Genomic DNA, 16,214 nt, shown 5'->3' on the forward strand with positions numbered 1-16,214 from the left:
ATAATTCCTGCATAATTTGTTTATAATGTATGATAGCTTTTAAAAACATACATACCATAAATCAACAAGAGTAATCCCAAATAGGATTGGCTTTTTATTACGTGTTAGAGTATGTGGTTCAATCTTTACCAATCAAGTTATTCTAACAAATCGATATATTAATGAAAAGGGAGTGCGGTATTGTGAGCTTGGAAAATCTTAGCCGCGAGGAAATCACAAAAATGTCAATGCTAGAGTTGGCAAAAGAAATACTAACAGAAGAAACAAAGGCACTAGACTTTAGAGATATTTTTAATAAAATTGCTGAACTAAAAGAATTTAATGATGAGCAAAAGGATGACATGCTAGCACAATTCTATACGGATCTAAATGTGGATGGAAGATTCATTACGCTTGGTTCTAATATGTGGGGACTAAAGCGTTGGTATCCATTTGAACAAATTGATGAAGACATTCATAATGAACCGAAGAAGAAGAAAAAAGCGAAGAAGAAACTGGATGATGATTTAGATCTAGACGATGACTTAGATCTTGATTTAGAAGAAGATGATGTTCTGTTAGACGAAGACGATGATTTTGATGACATTGATGAAGATTTTGACGAAGATCTTGATGATGATGATGACTTTGATGATTTTGATGATGAAGACGAGATTGAAGATGAGCTAGAAGATTTAAATGAGATTGATGAAGACGAAATCGATGAGGATTTTGAAGAAGATAAATAAAATGACTGCTTGACTTTTAGAAGACAGGTTAGTACAATTTGTATTGGGCTCTTTAATTTATTTATTCGAAGCGTTTCCCCTTAAATGGGGAGGCGCTTTTTGTGTTTTAAACAAGCTTTTAATGGGAATCTAATCCCTAGTGGCGGAAAAGAAGATGTGGTTAAATTCTTTTCTACATACTGGTGTTGATTCTTGTTTTTTATTTTTTTGGGCTTTTTTATAGATTGTTATTCTCTCTAATCATGTGCACGTGGCTGGGGGACAAAAGAATTAACCTTAAAGGAAAACCGAATGAAGAGCAAGGACCACGCTCCGGAAATATACTTGCGGTTGCTTTCAGTACAGGGGCGACATCTGCTCGAAAAGACCATCGCAGTGTCTACCTTGCCGCCGGGCGGCTGTTGAGCCTCCTCGTGCTTCGCACTGCGGGGTCTCACCGATGCCTTTCCTCCCGCTGGAGTCTACGTATATTTCTAGAGCTAGTATCGTGTATCATCTGGTTTTACATTTAATTCTTTTCGTTATGTCCCAGCCTCGCTAAGAGCTTTGGTTGGAGAATTGGTCTTTTTATAGCAATCAAATAAAAAAAAGTAGTCTAACCCGAACATCACTGTTTTATTTTTGTTTTCTCCGATTCTATTGGAGAATAGTGTACACAATAAATACAAACAGTGGTCGTACTTATTATTTATTATATATAGAAAGAGGGATAGTTGTGGCTAAGTATATTTTTGTCACTGGTGGCGTAGTGTCATCTTTAGGAAAAGGAATTACAGCAGCATCAATTGGAAGATTATTAAAGAACCGTGGTTTAAAAGTTACGATTCAAAAATTTGATCCATATATTAATGTTGATCCAGGTACAATGAGTCCTTATCAGCATGGGGAAGTTTTTGTAACAGATGATGGTGCAGAAACCGATTTGGATTTAGGACATTATGAACGCTTTATTGATGAGAATTTAAATAAATATAGCAATATTACGACTGGTAAAGTGTACTCTAACGTTATTCGTAAAGAACGCCGAGGAGATTATTTAGGTGGGACTGTACAAGTAATCCCACATATTACAAACGAGATTAAAGACCAAGTTTTCCGAGCAAGTGAAGCAACAGGTGCGGATGTTGTTATTACAGAAATTGGTGGTACTGTAGGGGATATCGAATCACTTCCGTTTTTAGAGGCAATTCGCCAAGTGAAAAGTGATATCGGCAAGAAAAATGTCATGTATATCCATTGTACATTAGTACCATATATTAAAGCGGCTGGTGAACTTAAGACGAAACCAACTCAGCATAGTGTAAAAGAATTACGTTCATTAGGTATTCAACCGGATGCAGTAGTATTACGTACCGAACACGAAATCAGTGAAGAAATGAAGGCTAAAATTGCCCTATTCTGTGATATTGATGAAGAAGCAGTGATTGAAATGCGTGATGCTGCAAATCTATACGAAATTCCACTAGCATTACAAGCACAACATCTTGATCAGATTGTTTGTGATCATTTTGGCTTAGAGGCAGGACCTGCAGACATGACAGAATGGAAAAAGCTAGTTGACCGTGTATGTAATTTATCGAAGAAAGTTACGATTGGCTTAGTCGGGAAATATGTTGAGCTACAAGATGCTTATATATCTGTTGTCGAATCACTAAAACACGCAGGATACGCGTTTGATGCTGATATTCATGTTCATTGGATTAACTCAGAAAAATTAGATGCACAATCAATCAGAGAAAAACTATCACAGGTCGACGGGATTATCGTGCCAGGAGGATTTGGTGACCGTGGAATCGACGGGAAAATTGAAGCAATTCGTTATGCACGTGAAAATAAAGTTCCATTCCTTGGTATTTGCTTAGGAATGCAGTTAGCAACAGTAGAGTTCGCTCGTAATGTATTAGGGTATGAAGATGCACACTCAGCGGAAATTAATCCAAATACGACACATCCGATCATTGACTTACTTCCAGAACAGAAGGATGTGGAAGACTTAGGTGGAACATTACGTCTAGGCTTGTATCCTTGTAAGTTAAAAGATGGTACAAAAACAAAAGCAGCATACGACGGGGTAGATATGATCGAGGAACGCCATCGTCATCGTTATGAATTTAATAATGAGTATCGTGAGGAAATGGAAGCAAAAGGATTTATTTTCTCAGGTACAAGTCCAGATGGACGTTTAGTGGAAACTGTCGAAATTGCTGACCACCCATGGTTTGTCGCATGTCAGTTCCACCCAGAGTTTAAATCTCGTCCGACAAGACCTCAAAATCTATTCAAAGGATTTATTGGCGCAGCTGTAGAACAAAAGAACTAATAATCGAAATAGTTATTGTTAATAAGTGTAGTAAAAAAGTCGTGAATTTGTACTTGAAAGGGTACGAATCGCGGCTTTTTTGCTATATTCAAATTAAGTTTAACTTTTATTCAAGGGGGTATAGTATAAGGCATTAACCATACTATATGCAATGATTAACTAATGTGATTCCAAAAAGTACCACATGTGGTGTTCGTTAAAAAGAAGGGTTTTGGAGTTTTCTGTCGAATAGTTAATCAAAAAAGGGGGTATTGTCGAAATGGATCGAAATATTTTAGTGGTGGATGATGAAGTAGGGATAAGGCTGTTACTGGAAGACTTATTGGCAGCAGATGGTTATACGGTCTATACTGCTCAAACAGGGAAAGAAGCATTAGAGCTAATAAACCTACATAAGATTGATTTACTAATCATTGATTATAAGCTGCCGATTATTGATGGTATTGAAGTGATTAAACAATTAGAAAGAGATGACAAAGAAATAAAGATTGTCCTTATGAGTGGCTTAGCAGAGAGCTTAACAGATGAAATATATCAACTATCATCTATTACAAAAGTACTCTCTAAGCCATTTGATGTGATGGAATTTAAAGGATATATAAACCAACTACTTGCAGAGTAGTAGAAATATTTGAAAATAAAACACTAACACTATAATCTTGCACCATGGCATTTGTATTGGTATTCTTATACTGAAGTGAACAATCATATAAGGATTTTCATATATCAGAAGGAGGAAAAACAAATGCCATTAGTATCAATGAAAGATATGCTAGAAAAGGCTAAGGACAACGGCTATGCTGTTGGACAATTCAATATAAATAACTTGGAGTACATACAAGCTATCCTGCAGGCTGCTGAGGCAGAAAAATCACCAGTTATTTTAGGAGTATCTGAAGGTGCTGGAAAATATATGGGTGGTTTTAAAGTAGTAGTAGCAATGGTAAAAGCTTTAATGGAAGAGTATGGTACTACAGTTCCTGTAGCGATTCACCTAGACCATGGTTCAAGCTTTGAAAAAGTTGCCCAAGCTATTCACGCAGGATTTACTTCTGTTATGATCGATGCTTCACATTCTCCAATTGAGGAAAATATTGCATTAACGAAAAAGGTAGTAGAACTTGCACATATCCACGGTGTTTCTGTTGAAGCAGAAGTTGGAACTGTTGGTGGAGAAGAAGATGGTGTTATTGGTGGCATCAATTATGCTGATCCACAGGAGTGCTTAAGTCTAGTAAAAGAAGCTGGAATTGATTGCTTAGCACCAGCATTAGGTTCTGTTCACGGTCCTTACCAAGGTGAACCAAACTTAGGATTTAAAGAAATGGAAGAAATTCTTAACCTAACACAAGTTCCATTAGTATTACATGGTGGTACTGGAATTCCTACTAAGGATATTCAAAAAGCAATTTCTCTTGGTACTGCTAAAATCAATGTCAATACAGAGAACCAAATCGCACAAACAAAAGCGATTCGCCAAGTATTAAATGACAATACAGAAGTTTATGATCCTCGTAAATATTTAGGACCAGGTACAGAAGCAATAAAGCAAACTGTTATTGGTAAAATGCGCGAATTCGGATCTTCTAATAAAGCTTAATAATATGAAAAAATGCCCTCTCTGTTTTGCATTGTCCTACGTATACAATTATGTAGCGTGAAACAGATAGGGCTATTCCTATAACAAAAGGTATAAATTAAAATTAGGGGAGGCAACAAGATGAAGTTTTTTATTGATACAGCAAACATTGAGGAAATTCGTTCTGCAAATGAGTTAGGGATTTTAGCGGGAGTTACAACTAACCCAAGCTTAGTAGCAAAAGAAGGCGTATCCTTCCATGATCGTCTACGTGAAATTACTTCAGAAGTTTCCGTTGGATCAGTTAGTGCAGAGGTAATGTCAGAAGATGCAGAGGGCATGATTAAAGAGGGATTAGAGCTTGCTGCTATTGCACCAAACATTACGATTAAAGTACCTATGACTTTAGAAGGCTTAAAAGCAGTAAAAGCTTTTAGTGATAAAGGGATTAAAACGAATGTAACGCTTATCTTTAATCCAAACCAGGCACTACTTGCTGCTAGAGCAGGTGCTACATATGTATCACCGTTCTTAGGTCGCCTTGATGATATTGGTCATAATGGGATGGAATTAATCGCAACGATTGCCGATATCTTTGATCGTCATGGCATTGAAACTGAAATCATTGCAGCAAGTATTAGACATCCACTACACGTAACAGATGCAGCACTTCACGGAGCTCATATTGCAACAGTTCCTTATAATGTATTAAGTCAGCTTGTTAAACACCCATTAACAGATCAAGGAATTGAAAGATTTATTGCGGATTGGAACAAAGCAAATCAATAATTATTAAAAATAAATTCTCAAGGTCAAACTATTTTTAAAAAAACCAGTATATTCGCTTTTCGTTTTAAATAAAGTAAAAGTGGAAAAAATAACTGGAATACTATTTAAATAAGTGGAGGATGTACAAGTTACATTCTCACCTCAAAAGCGGGGTTAAAACATGCAAAAAATGATAGTTGAGGGCGGTCATGTCTTAAATGGAAAGATTCGTATTAGTGGTGCAAAAAACAGCGCGGTAGCACTCTTACCGGCAGCGATTTTAGCTGATTCACAAGTTACGATTGAAGGCTTGCCTGAAATTTCGGATGTGTATACACTTAGTGATTTGTTAGAAGAAATCGGCGGTGATGTAAGCTGGGATGGACAAACGGTACATATAAATCCGGAAAACATGATCTCCATGCCATTGCCAAATGGGAAAGTAAAGAAGCTTCGTGCTTCCTACTATTTTATGGGGGCGATGCTTGGTAAGTTTGGTAAAGCAGTAATCGGCTTACCTGGTGGCTGTTTTTTGGGTCCACGTCCGATTGACCAGCATATTAAAGGTTTTGAAGCATTAGGTGCTGAAGTTACGAACGAACAAGGTGCTATATACTTACGAGCTAAAGAGCTAACTGGTGCAAGAATTTATTTAGATGTCGTTAGTGTAGGTGCGACAATTAATATAATGCTTGCTGCAGTTCGAGCAAAGGGTAAAACCGTTATTGAAAATGCAGCTAAAGAACCAGAAATTATTGACGTAGCAACCTTACTAACCAATATGGGTGCAAAGATTAAGGGTGTTGGTACAGATGTTATTCGAATCGAAGGAGTACCATCCTTACATGGATGTAGACATACCATTATACCTGACCGAATCGAAGCAGGTACCTATGCTATTGCAGCTGCTGCCGCTGGTAACGAAGTAATCATCGATAATGTAATTCCGCAGCATTTAGAATCATTGCTAGCGAAACTACGCGAAATGGGTATTACCGTAGAAGACTCAGACGACCAACTATACATCGCATCAAGGAACCCACTAAAAAGCGTGGATATTAAAACATTAGTATACCCTGGTTTTCCAACTGACTTACAGCAGCCTTTTACTAGTCTGCTGACTAAGGCCCATAATACTGGTGTTGTAACAGACACGATTTATTCGGCAAGACTTAAACATGTAGATGAGTTGAGAAGAATGAATGCCGTTGTCAAGGTAGAAGGTGGCTCTGTTATTGTCACTGGACCAGTCCAACTAGAAGGCGCACGAGTAAAAGCAAGCGATCTCCGGGCAGGTGCCGCTTTAGTCATAGCAGGCTTAATGGCTAAGGGTATTACCGAAATCACTGGATTAGAACATATAGACCGAGGCTATGAAAACATGACTCAAAAGCTAAATAATCTCGGTGCAAATGTTTGGCGAGAAGACTTGTCTGAAGAAGAAGTCATACAATTTCAAAACTCTTAGGACCTTCGCGAACATTATTAATTCGTAATGGTATTTTCAAGCTAGAATACACAGAGATGAGGGTGAGACTCCGGTATTAGCTTTCAGGAGGCTCACCAATCGTCCCTAGAAAACAAAGTGTATTTGAAACGCAGGCTTACCATTCTTCACCGATACATTTAAATAAATAAACCTTTTTGGGATGAGGCTATTTATTTAAAGGAGATGGAAATCATGGAAAGAAGTCTAACAATGGAAATCGTACGCGTTACAGAAGCAGCAGCACTTGCCTCAGCCCGATGGATGGGAAGAGGAAAAAAGGAAGAAGCAGATGATGCGGCAACTACAGCAATGCGAGACGTATTTGACACCATACCGATGCGAGGCACTGTAGTAATTGGAGAAGGTGAAATGGACGAGGCCCCAATGCTTTACATAGGAGAGAAATTAGGCACTGGTACTGGACCATTAGTAGATATTGCGGTTGACCCATTAGAAGGGACTAATATTGTTGCTAAAGGGACAACCAACGCACTTACCGTTATTGCAATTGGCGACCATGGTAAAGTCCTCCATGCACCAGATATGTATATGAAGAAAATTGCCGTTGGACCTGAAGCGGTGGGCAAAATTAATATTAATGCCCCAACTGTTGATAACTTAAAAGCAGTGGCAAAAGCTAAAAATAAAGAGGTAGAAGACCTTGTCGTCATCTTATTAGATCGTCCTCGCCATCAGCAGATAATTGAAGAAATTCGAGAAGCGGGAGCGAGAATTAGACTGATTCAAGATGGTGATGTCGCAGCTGCAATTAATACGGCATTCGATGAAACTGGAATTGATTTATTTATGGGAACTGGTGGTGCCCCTGAAGGTGTTATCGCTGCCATTGCATTGAAATGCTTAGGTGGTGAAATGCAAGGACAGCTTGTACCACAGAATGATGAGGAAATTGCTAGATGCCATAAAATGGGCATTACCGATATCGACAAAGTCTTTTATATGGATGACTTTTGTGGTGGAGATGATGCTATTTTTGCAGCGACCGGCGTAACCGATGGTGAGCTATTAAAGGGAGTCCAGTTCAAGGGGACCAAAGCTAAGACGCAAACCGTTGTAATGCGAGCAAAAAGCGGTACGGTTCGTTTTATTGATGGAGAGCATAGTTTAAGAAAAAAACCCAATTTAGTTATGAAACCGGAATAATACTCATATACATGGAAAACATCGGCTCTCGTGTCGGTGTTTTCCAGCTTCTCTATTTAGGTAATCAAAGGATAACATTCCACTTATAACCAGTTTGTATTGGTTTACTCTACCCTACATTAGATACTCATTTTCCAAATGAAAAAAAGTATTGAATAATCCCATTAAAACGGTTAACATTGTAAATGTTTAAGATAAGTATTGTTTGGTTAATATACAAAGTATAAGAAAAATTAATCTATCGCTTTCTCTACTACTAGAGAAGCCGAAAACTTCTATTCTAGCTTCTAACTATTCTTCCCTTCTAAATAAGATTTCACATCAGGAAGCAATAATTCATTTAATACTAATCAGATAAGTCTTATCAAATTTAAATACTCCGGTATCAAAGATTCTTTGCTGTTTTTGTATATGTACATAACCAGTGATGTTTCTATCAAAATAGTAAAATGTATATGAATAGGCGTGGTGAATATGGCTGAATTAACATTAAGTAAACTTCAAGAACTAACGTTAAAAGAAATTTATGCATTAGCAAGAGAATATAAAGTATCTTACTATGCGAAACTAACGAAAAAAGAACTTATCTTTGCAATTTTAAAAGCACAAGCAGAAAAAGATGGATTCCTATTTATGGATGGCGTTTTAGAGATTATTCCTTCAGAAGGATTTGGTTTCTTACGACCAATTAATTATTCGCCAAGCGCAGAAGATATCTATATTTCTGCCTCTCAAATCCGTCGTTTTGACTTGCGAAATGGTGATAAAGTCTCTGGTAAGGTTCGTCCACCAAAAGAAAACGAGCGTTACTATGGGCTACTACATGTAGACGCGGTAAATGGGGAAGACCCTGATTCGTCTAAAGAACGTGTCCACTTTCCGGCATTAACAGCACTTTACCCGGATCGTTTAATGAAACTTGAAACAAAATCGAACAAGCTTTCCACTAGAATTATGGATTTAATGGCACCGGTTGGATTCGGTCAACGTGGATTAATTGTTGCACCTCCAAAGGCTGGTAAAACGATGCTATTAAAGGAAATTGCAAATAGTATTTCGGTAAATCATCCAGAAGCCAAACTGATTATCTTATTAGTTGATGAACGTCCCGAGGAAGTAACCGATATTGAACGCTCGGTACACCCGGATGTGGATGTGGTAAGCTCTACATTTGATGAAGTACCTGAAAATCATATTAAAGTATCCGAACTTGTACTAGAGCGTGCGATGCGCTTAGTAGAGCATAAGCGTGATGTAATTGTCCTAATGGATAGTATTACGCGCTTAGCACGTGCATATAACCTAGTTATTCCGCCAAGTGGTCGTACCCTATCAGGTGGTATTGATCCAGCGGCATTCCACCGACCAAAACGTTTCTTTGGAGCTGCTCGTAATATTGAAGAAGGTGGAAGCTTCACCATTCTTGCGACAGCACTTGTAGACACGGGTTCTCGTATGGACGATGTCATTTATGAAGAGTTTAAAGGTACTGGTAATATGGAATTACATCTAGACCGTAATCTGGCAAATCGTAGAATTTTCCCAGCTATCGATATTTTACGTTCAGGCACACGGAAAGAAGAGTTGTTAGTAGATAAGCAACAGCTTGACAAAATGTGGGCAATTCGTAAAACAATGCAAGATTCGCCTGATTTTCTGGAACGCTTCCTAAGAAAACTGAAAGCATCAGAAGGTAATCAAGAATTTTTACAAAAGCTAGAAGAAGAAATGCAGCGTAAACGTTCAGGAAGATAATGGGAGGCTTAATCACTTTTTTCTCTATTAAATATGACAATAGCTACTTGCAAATAGTCACGCAGATTGTTATAATTTTTTAGTGAGTTTAGAAAAGGTTTATACCTAATTGTGGCTCTTAAAATAACTCTGTTTCCAAAGGATTCAGGGCAGAAGGAGTGAAAGACATGAAAGAAGGAATTCATCCTGAGTACAGAAAAGTAGTATTTTTAGATACTAGCTCAGACTTCAAATTCTTAAGCGGTTCAACAAAGCATTCTGACGAAACAATTGAATGGGAAGATGGTAACACATACCCATTGATTCGTGTGGAGATTAGCTCTGAATCACATCCTTTCTATACTGGTAAGCAGAAAGCTGATACAGTTGGTGGACGTGTAGATCGCTTCAAGAAGAAATATAATATGAAATAAAATTAGTTATCACTACATGAAGTAGTGGGACTAAGTAATACACATTTTGGATGAGATTAATCATTCCGGTAGAAACAGGCAAATCGATTATGCTTTGCCTGTTTTTTATTTAAAAGATAAGAAAAGTACAAACTCGGGAGCGATCTAGCTTTGGACGCCTTGCTCTTTTCTTAACAGATAGGAACGTATAAAAGTTCTTTCCACCTGCATAATAAAATGAAGTATGTTAAATGATAAATACGTTTTTACTTAAATAATTTCACAGATGATAAGCAATGAACATAGAAGAAATGAAGGGAGATCCAAGAAGCATGTATGTTATGAAGCAAAGTGGCTGGCTAGAAGTAATCTGTGGCAGCATGTTTTCAGGTAAATCCGAAGAATTAATTCGACGAGTAAGAAGAGCAACCTATGCGAACCAAAAGGTACAAGTGTTTAAACCTGCAATTGATAATCGTTACGATGATGTAGCCGTTGTATCTCATAACGGAAATTCGGTAACGGCGACTCCAGTGGATACTTCTAAAGATATACTAGAAAATATTCAAAACGGTATTGAAATAGTCGGAATAGATGAAGCACAATTCTTCGATGATGGTATTATTGATGTTGCAGAACAACTAGCAGACCAAGGCATTCGTGTCATCGCTGCTGGCTTAGATCGAGATTTTCGCGGTGAACCATTCGGCCCTATGCCTGTCTTAATGGCCCTAGCTGAATCGGTTACGAAGCTAAATGCAATCTGCCCAATTTGTGGATCTCCTGCAAGTCGTACACAACGCTTAATTAATGGACAACCAGCATCCTATAATGACCCAATCATACTTGTTGGTGCATCAGAATCCTACGAACCAAGGTGCCGTCACCACCATGATGTACCACACCGTCCGACAAGCTCTGAAATGCGAAAATTGATGAATGTAGGGGAGTAAAGTTAGCTTTAGACTTTAGAAAAACGAATATTCGTTTTTCTAATGCTAGCGGAAAAGATCGTTAAACATTACCCTCTGTTTAAAAAACTCGAACTAATTTCTCTCATACGGAGTCGAATTAGCTCGGGTTTTTTCGTATTCACCTTCACAGGGTGTATGTTCCTGTCTTAGAGTGAGGATCTTTATGTGCTTGTACAGGGATAATGCCTGAAGAATTTTGACCTAAAGGGCTCTGTATACTATAATTATACTGTTAATCTGAGTGAGGTGACCGTGATGATAGATCGTTTGCAATCATTAGAAGATCGTTATAATAAATTAAATGAATTATTAAGTGACCCAGAAGTAATTAGTGATACGAAAAAGTTACGTGATTATTCGAAGGAACAGGCAGGACTAGAAGATGTTGTGCAGGCCTACCGTGAATATAAAGATGTAACCGAACAACTAAAGGACGCTAAGGAAATGCTAGAGGATGACCTAGATAGCGAAATGCAAGTGATGGTAAAGTCAGAAATTGCTGAGCTAACCGAATCGAAGGAAGAATTAGAAGAGAGAATGAAAATTCTTCTTCTACCGAAGGATCCGAACGATGATAAGGACGTGTTCGTGGAAATTCGTGGTGCTGCTGGTGGAGATGAAGCAGCATTGTTTGCTGGTGATCTTTACCGCATGTATAGCCGCTTTGTAGAAGCCCAAGGTTGGAAAACCGAGGTAATGGAAGCCCATACGACAGGGGTCGGTGGTTATAAGGAAATCATTTTCATGGTAAAAGGTAATGGCGCGTATTCTAAACTGAAGTATGAAAACGGTGCACATCGTGTACAGCGTGTTCCGGAAACAGAATCAGGTGGTCGTATCCATACGTCAACTGCTACCGTGGCAGTACTTCCGGAAGCGGAAGAAGTCGAAGTTGAAATTCACGAAAAAGATATTCGTGTCGATACATTCGCATCTAGTGGACCTGGTGGGCAGAGTGTTAACACAACCATGTCTGCTGTTCGCTTAACCCACTTACCAACTGGAATAGTCGTATCCATGCAGGACGAAAAATCGCAAATTAAAAACAAAGAAAAAGCGATGAAGATTCTTCGTGCACGTGTATATGATAAGTTTCAACAAGAAGCACAGGCAGAGATTGATGAAAACCGTAAATCGGCTGTCGGTACTGGGGATCGTTCGGAGCGTATTCGTACCTATAACTTCCCGCAAAACCGTGTAACAGACCATCGCATTGGACTTACCATTCAAAAGCTTGACCAGATTTTAGAAGGGAAGCTTAATGAAGTCATCGATGCTTTAATTATGGAAGAACAAACGAAAAAATTAGAACAAATTGGTGAATAACATGGCACAAAAACAATACGAAGTCCTAGAGTGGGCTTCTCTTTTTTTAGAGAAAAGCAATCGGGAAACACGAGTAGCTGAGCTGTTACTTCAACATCACTTGAATGTTTCAAGGACGCAATATTTTGCGCAAATGCGTGAAGATATCCCACAGCATATTGTAGAGAAGTTTCGTGCTGATATTGTGAAGCATGCCGAAACTGGAGTTCCAATCCAACATTTAATGGGGTATGAGATATTTTATGGAAGAAAGTATTCCGTAAATGAAGATGTATTAATTCCACGTCCGGAAACTGAGGAGCTAGTTCTCCATGTAATTGCGCATGCACCTAAGGACAAACCGATTACCATTGTTGATGTTGGAACTGGTAGCGGGATTATTGCTATTACACTAGCCCTGGAATTACCGAATGCTGACGTGTATGCAATCGATATTTCACCAGATGCATTAGTAATGGCTAAGAAGAACGCAGAAGATTTAGAGGCTAATGTTACATTTTTACAAGGCGATTTTCTAGAACCTTTTGTAAAACAGGACTTACGTGCAGATATAATCGTTTCGAACCCACCATATATTGCCGAGGAAGAACGGTCTGAGCTTTCAGATACCGTAGTGAATTATGATCCTGAGATAGCATTGTTTGCAGAAGATAATGGGCTTTTTGCATATAAAAAAATAATATCCCAGCTGCCAGCTGCTATTCTTTCCGGTGGAAGTGTTGCCTTTGAAATCGGTCATTTACAAGGGAAGGCAGTCCAAGAATTACTTCAGCAAACGTTTCCTGAAAGTAGTGTAACGGTTAGGAAGGATATAAATGGCAAGGACCGAATTGTTTCAGCGAAAATTATTTAGTTGAATAGAGGAAAGATAAACCGAATGCATCATTCGGTTTTTATCTTTTTTTCACCTTGTCCTAATTGATAGGCTACATCACAAACATATAACATCCCGATAATAAACGAGTTCCATTAGATAGTTAACTACCTACTTGAATCTTTGCAAGCTTTCTAGCATTAGATATTTTAATTTTTCTAATGTTTTTAGTTATTCCTCCTCATATAACCCCTCTATAGGTTTGTTCCGTATTCATGCGCTACTTTATGTGATGATTATTTCTTAACGTTGAATGAAAAAATACTAGATTACTAGTTTAAATACATCTTCTTCTGTCCATACTGTGACTAAATCAAATAGTGGGGGACGGATTTTGATGAAAAAATTAGCATTTATCGTTATTGTAATTATTTTGATTGCACTTTCTCTACCGGTATATGGTCAGGGGAATGAAAATAAGACCGATGATTACCAAGTAATACCGGATGATGCGATTCGTTTGCGGATTTTGGCTAACAGTGATAATGAGGCAGATCAACAAATTAAGCGTATTGTTCGAGATAAAGTTAATGCTGCCATTACGGAATGGGTTGCTGAAATCGATGATATTGAGGAAGCAAGATCATTGTTAGAAAACAGAGTTCCAGAGATTAGCGAAATCGTGAAGCAAACGCTAGCAGAAGAGGGGGAAAATCGTGACTTTGATGTGGAATATAATGATAGTGTCGGTTTTCCAATGAAAATATATGGGAATTATCTTTATCCTGCAGGGGAGTACGAAGCAATATTAATTACCCTTGGAGAAGGAGAAGGCTCTAATTGGTGGTGTGTGCTATTCCCTCCGTTATGCTTTTTAGATTTTGCTAATGGAATTAGTGTTGCACAAGCAAGTGATGGTGGCTTTGAGGATGAGGAAGAGCAAGATAGTGGATTACAAATTAAATTTTTTCTATTAGAATGGTTAGGGCTGTCATAGAGCACCCGAAATATGCATAAAATGATAGAAATGCGAGATTCTAGTAAATATTGTTTGAAGCAACAAGCTTCATATGTATTTGGCGTATAGCTTTTAAAAAAATTTCTATCAAAATAGGGGTGTAGGAATGAAATTGAAAATTGCACGTGATGTACCGAAAGAGAAGATGGATCAATTTTTTAGTACAACAGATCAATTGAATAAAGATAGTCTATTAAAAGAAGGTTATGTAGTAGAGTTTGCTGGTAAGATTAAGGCATGCTTTGAACTAGCCTCTGTAGAGGACGGTGTGTTTTGGTTGAAGCAGCTGTATATTGCCCAAGAAGAAGCGCAAAAACTGCCAGTCCTATTAGAAACCATTATTGTTTTAGCAAAATCAAAGGAAGCGAAGAAGGTATATGTATTTAGTCACCAGCCGGTTGTGGATATATTGCTTGGTTCCTTACAATTCTATCCTCAAAAAGAGGCATTGAATGTAGAGCCTATGAAGAATAAGCAGGGGAACTGGTGGGCTTACGAAGTTTCTTGATACATGATCTTAGTAGTAGCGTATCTTTACTAGAAAGAATTTTCAATTTATACACATAATCCACATGCACCTGTGTACAAGTTGTGAAAAAACTGTCGATAAATAGAAAAACGGTGGATTGTATGTGGATAATATATGGATAAAGCGTTTAAATAAACGTTAGCTTTAAAAACCTGTGGATAATCTGCGGGTTTTTCTTCATTTTTTGTGGATAACATAATGCTTTGCGAAACCTTCCTTGTTTAGATAAAATGGGGGAAGGAAAAGAGGTAGTTTTCATGATAGATACAAAACGTTGGAATCTAGTGAACGGAAATAACAAAGAAGAAATGATAAAAGAAGCAGCAAAATTACTAAAAGCAGGAAGTACAGTTGCTTTTCCAACCGAGACGGTTTATGGATTGGGAGCAGATGCCACGAATGAAAAGGCAGTAGCGAACATATTCCAAGCGAAAGGTCGTCCACAGGATAATCCACTAATTGCACATGTTGCCACGAAAGAGCAGCTACTTCTGTTAGTGAAGGATGTACCAGAATATGTGAATAGACTAATTGATAATTTCTCGCCAGGTCCAATTACGTATGTGTTACCTAGTAACGGCACTTGTGCAGATAATGTTACGGCCGGCTTAGAAACAGTGGGCGTAAGGATTCCAAGTCATCCAGTGGCAATTGCTCTATTAAAAGAATGCAATATCCCAATTGCTGCACCTAGTGCTAATATTTCTGGGAAGCCAAGCCCCACAGCAGCTGACCACGTATGGGAAGACCTATATGGGAAAATTGCTGGTGTTGTTGATGGTGGTCCGACTGGTGTTGGTGTAGAATCGACGGTTATCGATTGTACACAAGATATTCCCATCATTCTTCGTCCAGGTGGAATTTCTAAGGAAGAATTAGAAGAAGTTGTGGATAAGGTGTTAGTAGACCCTGCCATGTTGAATAAGGAAGAGGGACATGTACCGAAAGCCCCTGGAATGAAATATCAACATTATGCACCAGAAGTACCTTTGTGGTTAATAGAAGGTGGAAGCGAGCGAGTGCAGCGGGTATATGACGAGCTAATAGAAGAAGGAAAACGAGTTGGCATCTTAGCAAGTAGTGTAACGTTGGAACCTTTGCATGTAGATCAGAAAATCTCACTTGGTGAAACGCTAGAGGATGTCGCAGCGAATCTATATGATGGTTTGAGGAAGTTTAGACAAGAGGATGTGGACATTATTTTGTGTGATACATATCCTGAATATGGTATAGGCCAAGCGATTATGAATCGATTGCGTAAAGCAGCTAGTCGTTATATCAGTAGTGAAGAGTGACCATTTGTAAGATTGCTCTTTTTTGGTCGTTTTACATATAACAAATCAATGGAAAGCTAGGAT

The 16,214-nt window shown here is 38.3% G+C and carries 15 protein-coding genes; all 15 read left to right on the plus strand.

Annotated features, from left to right (window positions below; translation table 11 throughout):
• The first annotated feature begins 182 nt into the window (after nt 1-182).
• The gene (rpoE, locus tag ACSKT4_RS12965) at nt 183-728 is read left to right on the plus strand and encodes a DNA-directed RNA polymerase subunit delta (RefSeq protein ID WP_186868305.1); all 546 of its coding nucleotides are present in this window, start codon (nt 183-185) and stop codon (nt 726-728) included.
• A 715-nt stretch (nt 729-1,443) separates the two neighbouring features.
• Complete coding sequence (locus ACSKT4_RS12970) at nt 1,444-3,048, plus strand: CTP synthase (protein ID WP_186868306.1); 1,605 nt, start codon at nt 1,444-1,446, stop codon at nt 3,046-3,048.
• 259 nt (nt 3,049-3,307) lie between these two features.
• The gene (locus tag ACSKT4_RS12975) at nt 3,308-3,670 is read left to right on the plus strand and encodes a response regulator (RefSeq protein WP_186868307.1); all 363 of its coding nucleotides are present in this window, start codon (nt 3,308-3,310) and stop codon (nt 3,668-3,670) included.
• Nucleotides 3,671-3,793: 123 nt separating this feature from the next.
• A complete protein-coding gene (fba, locus tag ACSKT4_RS12980) occupies nt 3,794-4,648 on the plus strand; it encodes a class II fructose-1,6-bisphosphate aldolase (RefSeq protein ID WP_186868308.1) in 855 nt (284 codons plus the stop codon).
• Between the two features lie 120 nt (nt 4,649-4,768).
• Nucleotides 4,769-5,416, plus strand: coding sequence for a fructose-6-phosphate aldolase (gene fsa / locus ACSKT4_RS12985; protein ID WP_186868309.1), 648 nt, complete (start codon nt 4,769-4,771; stop codon nt 5,414-5,416).
• Nucleotides 5,417-5,576: 160 nt separating this feature from the next.
• Nucleotides 5,577-6,863: a UDP-N-acetylglucosamine 1-carboxyvinyltransferase gene (locus ACSKT4_RS12990; RefSeq protein WP_465823546.1), complete on the plus strand. Its 1,287-nt coding sequence runs from the start codon at nt 5,577-5,579 to the stop codon at nt 6,861-6,863.
• A 213-nt stretch (nt 6,864-7,076) separates the two neighbouring features.
• A complete protein-coding gene (gene glpX, locus ACSKT4_RS12995) occupies nt 7,077-8,048 on the plus strand; it encodes a class II fructose-bisphosphatase (RefSeq protein WP_186868311.1) in 972 nt (323 codons plus the stop codon).
• Between the two features lie 474 nt (nt 8,049-8,522).
• Nucleotides 8,523-9,803, plus strand: a complete 1,281-nt coding sequence (rho, locus tag ACSKT4_RS13000) for a transcription termination factor Rho (protein WP_186868312.1) — start codon at nt 8,523-8,525, stop codon at nt 9,801-9,803.
• A 167-nt stretch (nt 9,804-9,970) separates the two neighbouring features.
• On the plus strand, nt 9,971-10,216 hold the full coding sequence (locus ACSKT4_RS13005) for a type B 50S ribosomal protein L31 (protein ID WP_186868313.1): 246 nt from the start codon (nt 9,971-9,973) through the stop codon (nt 10,214-10,216).
• 311 nt (nt 10,217-10,527) lie between these two features.
• Nucleotides 10,528-11,148, plus strand: coding sequence for a thymidine kinase (locus ACSKT4_RS13010; RefSeq protein WP_186868478.1), 621 nt, complete (start codon nt 10,528-10,530; stop codon nt 11,146-11,148).
• A gap of 276 nt (nt 11,149-11,424) precedes the next feature.
• On the plus strand, nt 11,425-12,495 hold the full coding sequence (prfA, locus tag ACSKT4_RS13015) for a peptide chain release factor 1 (RefSeq protein WP_186868314.1): 1,071 nt from the start codon (nt 11,425-11,427) through the stop codon (nt 12,493-12,495).
• Nucleotide 12,496: 1 nt separating this feature from the next.
• On the plus strand, nt 12,497-13,348 hold the full coding sequence (gene prmC / locus ACSKT4_RS13020) for a peptide chain release factor N(5)-glutamine methyltransferase (protein WP_186868315.1): 852 nt from the start codon (nt 12,497-12,499) through the stop codon (nt 13,346-13,348).
• Between the two features lie 358 nt (nt 13,349-13,706).
• Nucleotides 13,707-14,306, plus strand: a complete 600-nt coding sequence (spoIIR, locus tag ACSKT4_RS13025) for a stage II sporulation protein R (RefSeq protein ID WP_186868316.1) — start codon at nt 13,707-13,709, stop codon at nt 14,304-14,306.
• Nucleotides 14,307-14,433: 127 nt separating this feature from the next.
• Entirely contained in the window at nt 14,434-14,835 is a 402-nt protein-coding gene (locus tag ACSKT4_RS13030) for a GNAT family N-acetyltransferase (protein WP_186868317.1), read from the plus strand.
• 281 nt (nt 14,836-15,116) lie between these two features.
• Nucleotides 15,117-16,151, plus strand: coding sequence for an L-threonylcarbamoyladenylate synthase (locus ACSKT4_RS13035; RefSeq protein ID WP_425516471.1), 1,035 nt, complete (start codon nt 15,117-15,119; stop codon nt 16,149-16,151).
• Nucleotides 16,152-16,214: the final 63 nt, after the last annotated feature.

It is taken from the genome of Ornithinibacillus liuyingii (assembly GCF_055550225.1).

Coding starts and splice junctions, on each gene's coding strand:
- rho (WP_186868312.1), top strand. CDS start 8,523: ATGGCTGAATTAACATTAAGTAAACTTCAAGAACTAACGTTAAAAGAA.
- ACSKT4_RS13005 (WP_186868313.1), top strand. CDS start 9,971: ATGAAAGAAGGAATTCATCCTGAGTACAGAAAAGTAGTATTTTTAGAT.
- fsa (WP_186868309.1), top strand. CDS start 4,769: ATGAAGTTTTTTATTGATACAGCAAACATTGAGGAAATTCGTTCTGCA.
- prfA (WP_186868314.1), top strand. CDS start 11,425: ATGATAGATCGTTTGCAATCATTAGAAGATCGTTATAATAAATTAAAT.
- ACSKT4_RS12990 (WP_465823546.1), top strand. CDS start 5,577: ATGCAAAAAATGATAGTTGAGGGCGGTCATGTCTTAAATGGAAAGATT.
- ACSKT4_RS12975 (WP_186868307.1), top strand. CDS start 3,308: ATGGATCGAAATATTTTAGTGGTGGATGATGAAGTAGGGATAAGGCTG.
- ACSKT4_RS13010 (WP_186868478.1), top strand. CDS start 10,528: ATGTATGTTATGAAGCAAAGTGGCTGGCTAGAAGTAATCTGTGGCAGC.
- glpX (WP_186868311.1), top strand. CDS start 7,077: ATGGAAAGAAGTCTAACAATGGAAATCGTACGCGTTACAGAAGCAGCA.
- fba (WP_186868308.1), top strand. CDS start 3,794: ATGCCATTAGTATCAATGAAAGATATGCTAGAAAAGGCTAAGGACAAC.
- spoIIR (WP_186868316.1), top strand. CDS start 13,707: ATGAAAAAATTAGCATTTATCGTTATTGTAATTATTTTGATTGCACTT.
- prmC (WP_186868315.1), top strand. CDS start 12,497: ATGGCACAAAAACAATACGAAGTCCTAGAGTGGGCTTCTCTTTTTTTA.
- ACSKT4_RS13030 (WP_186868317.1), top strand. CDS start 14,434: ATGAAATTGAAAATTGCACGTGATGTACCGAAAGAGAAGATGGATCAA.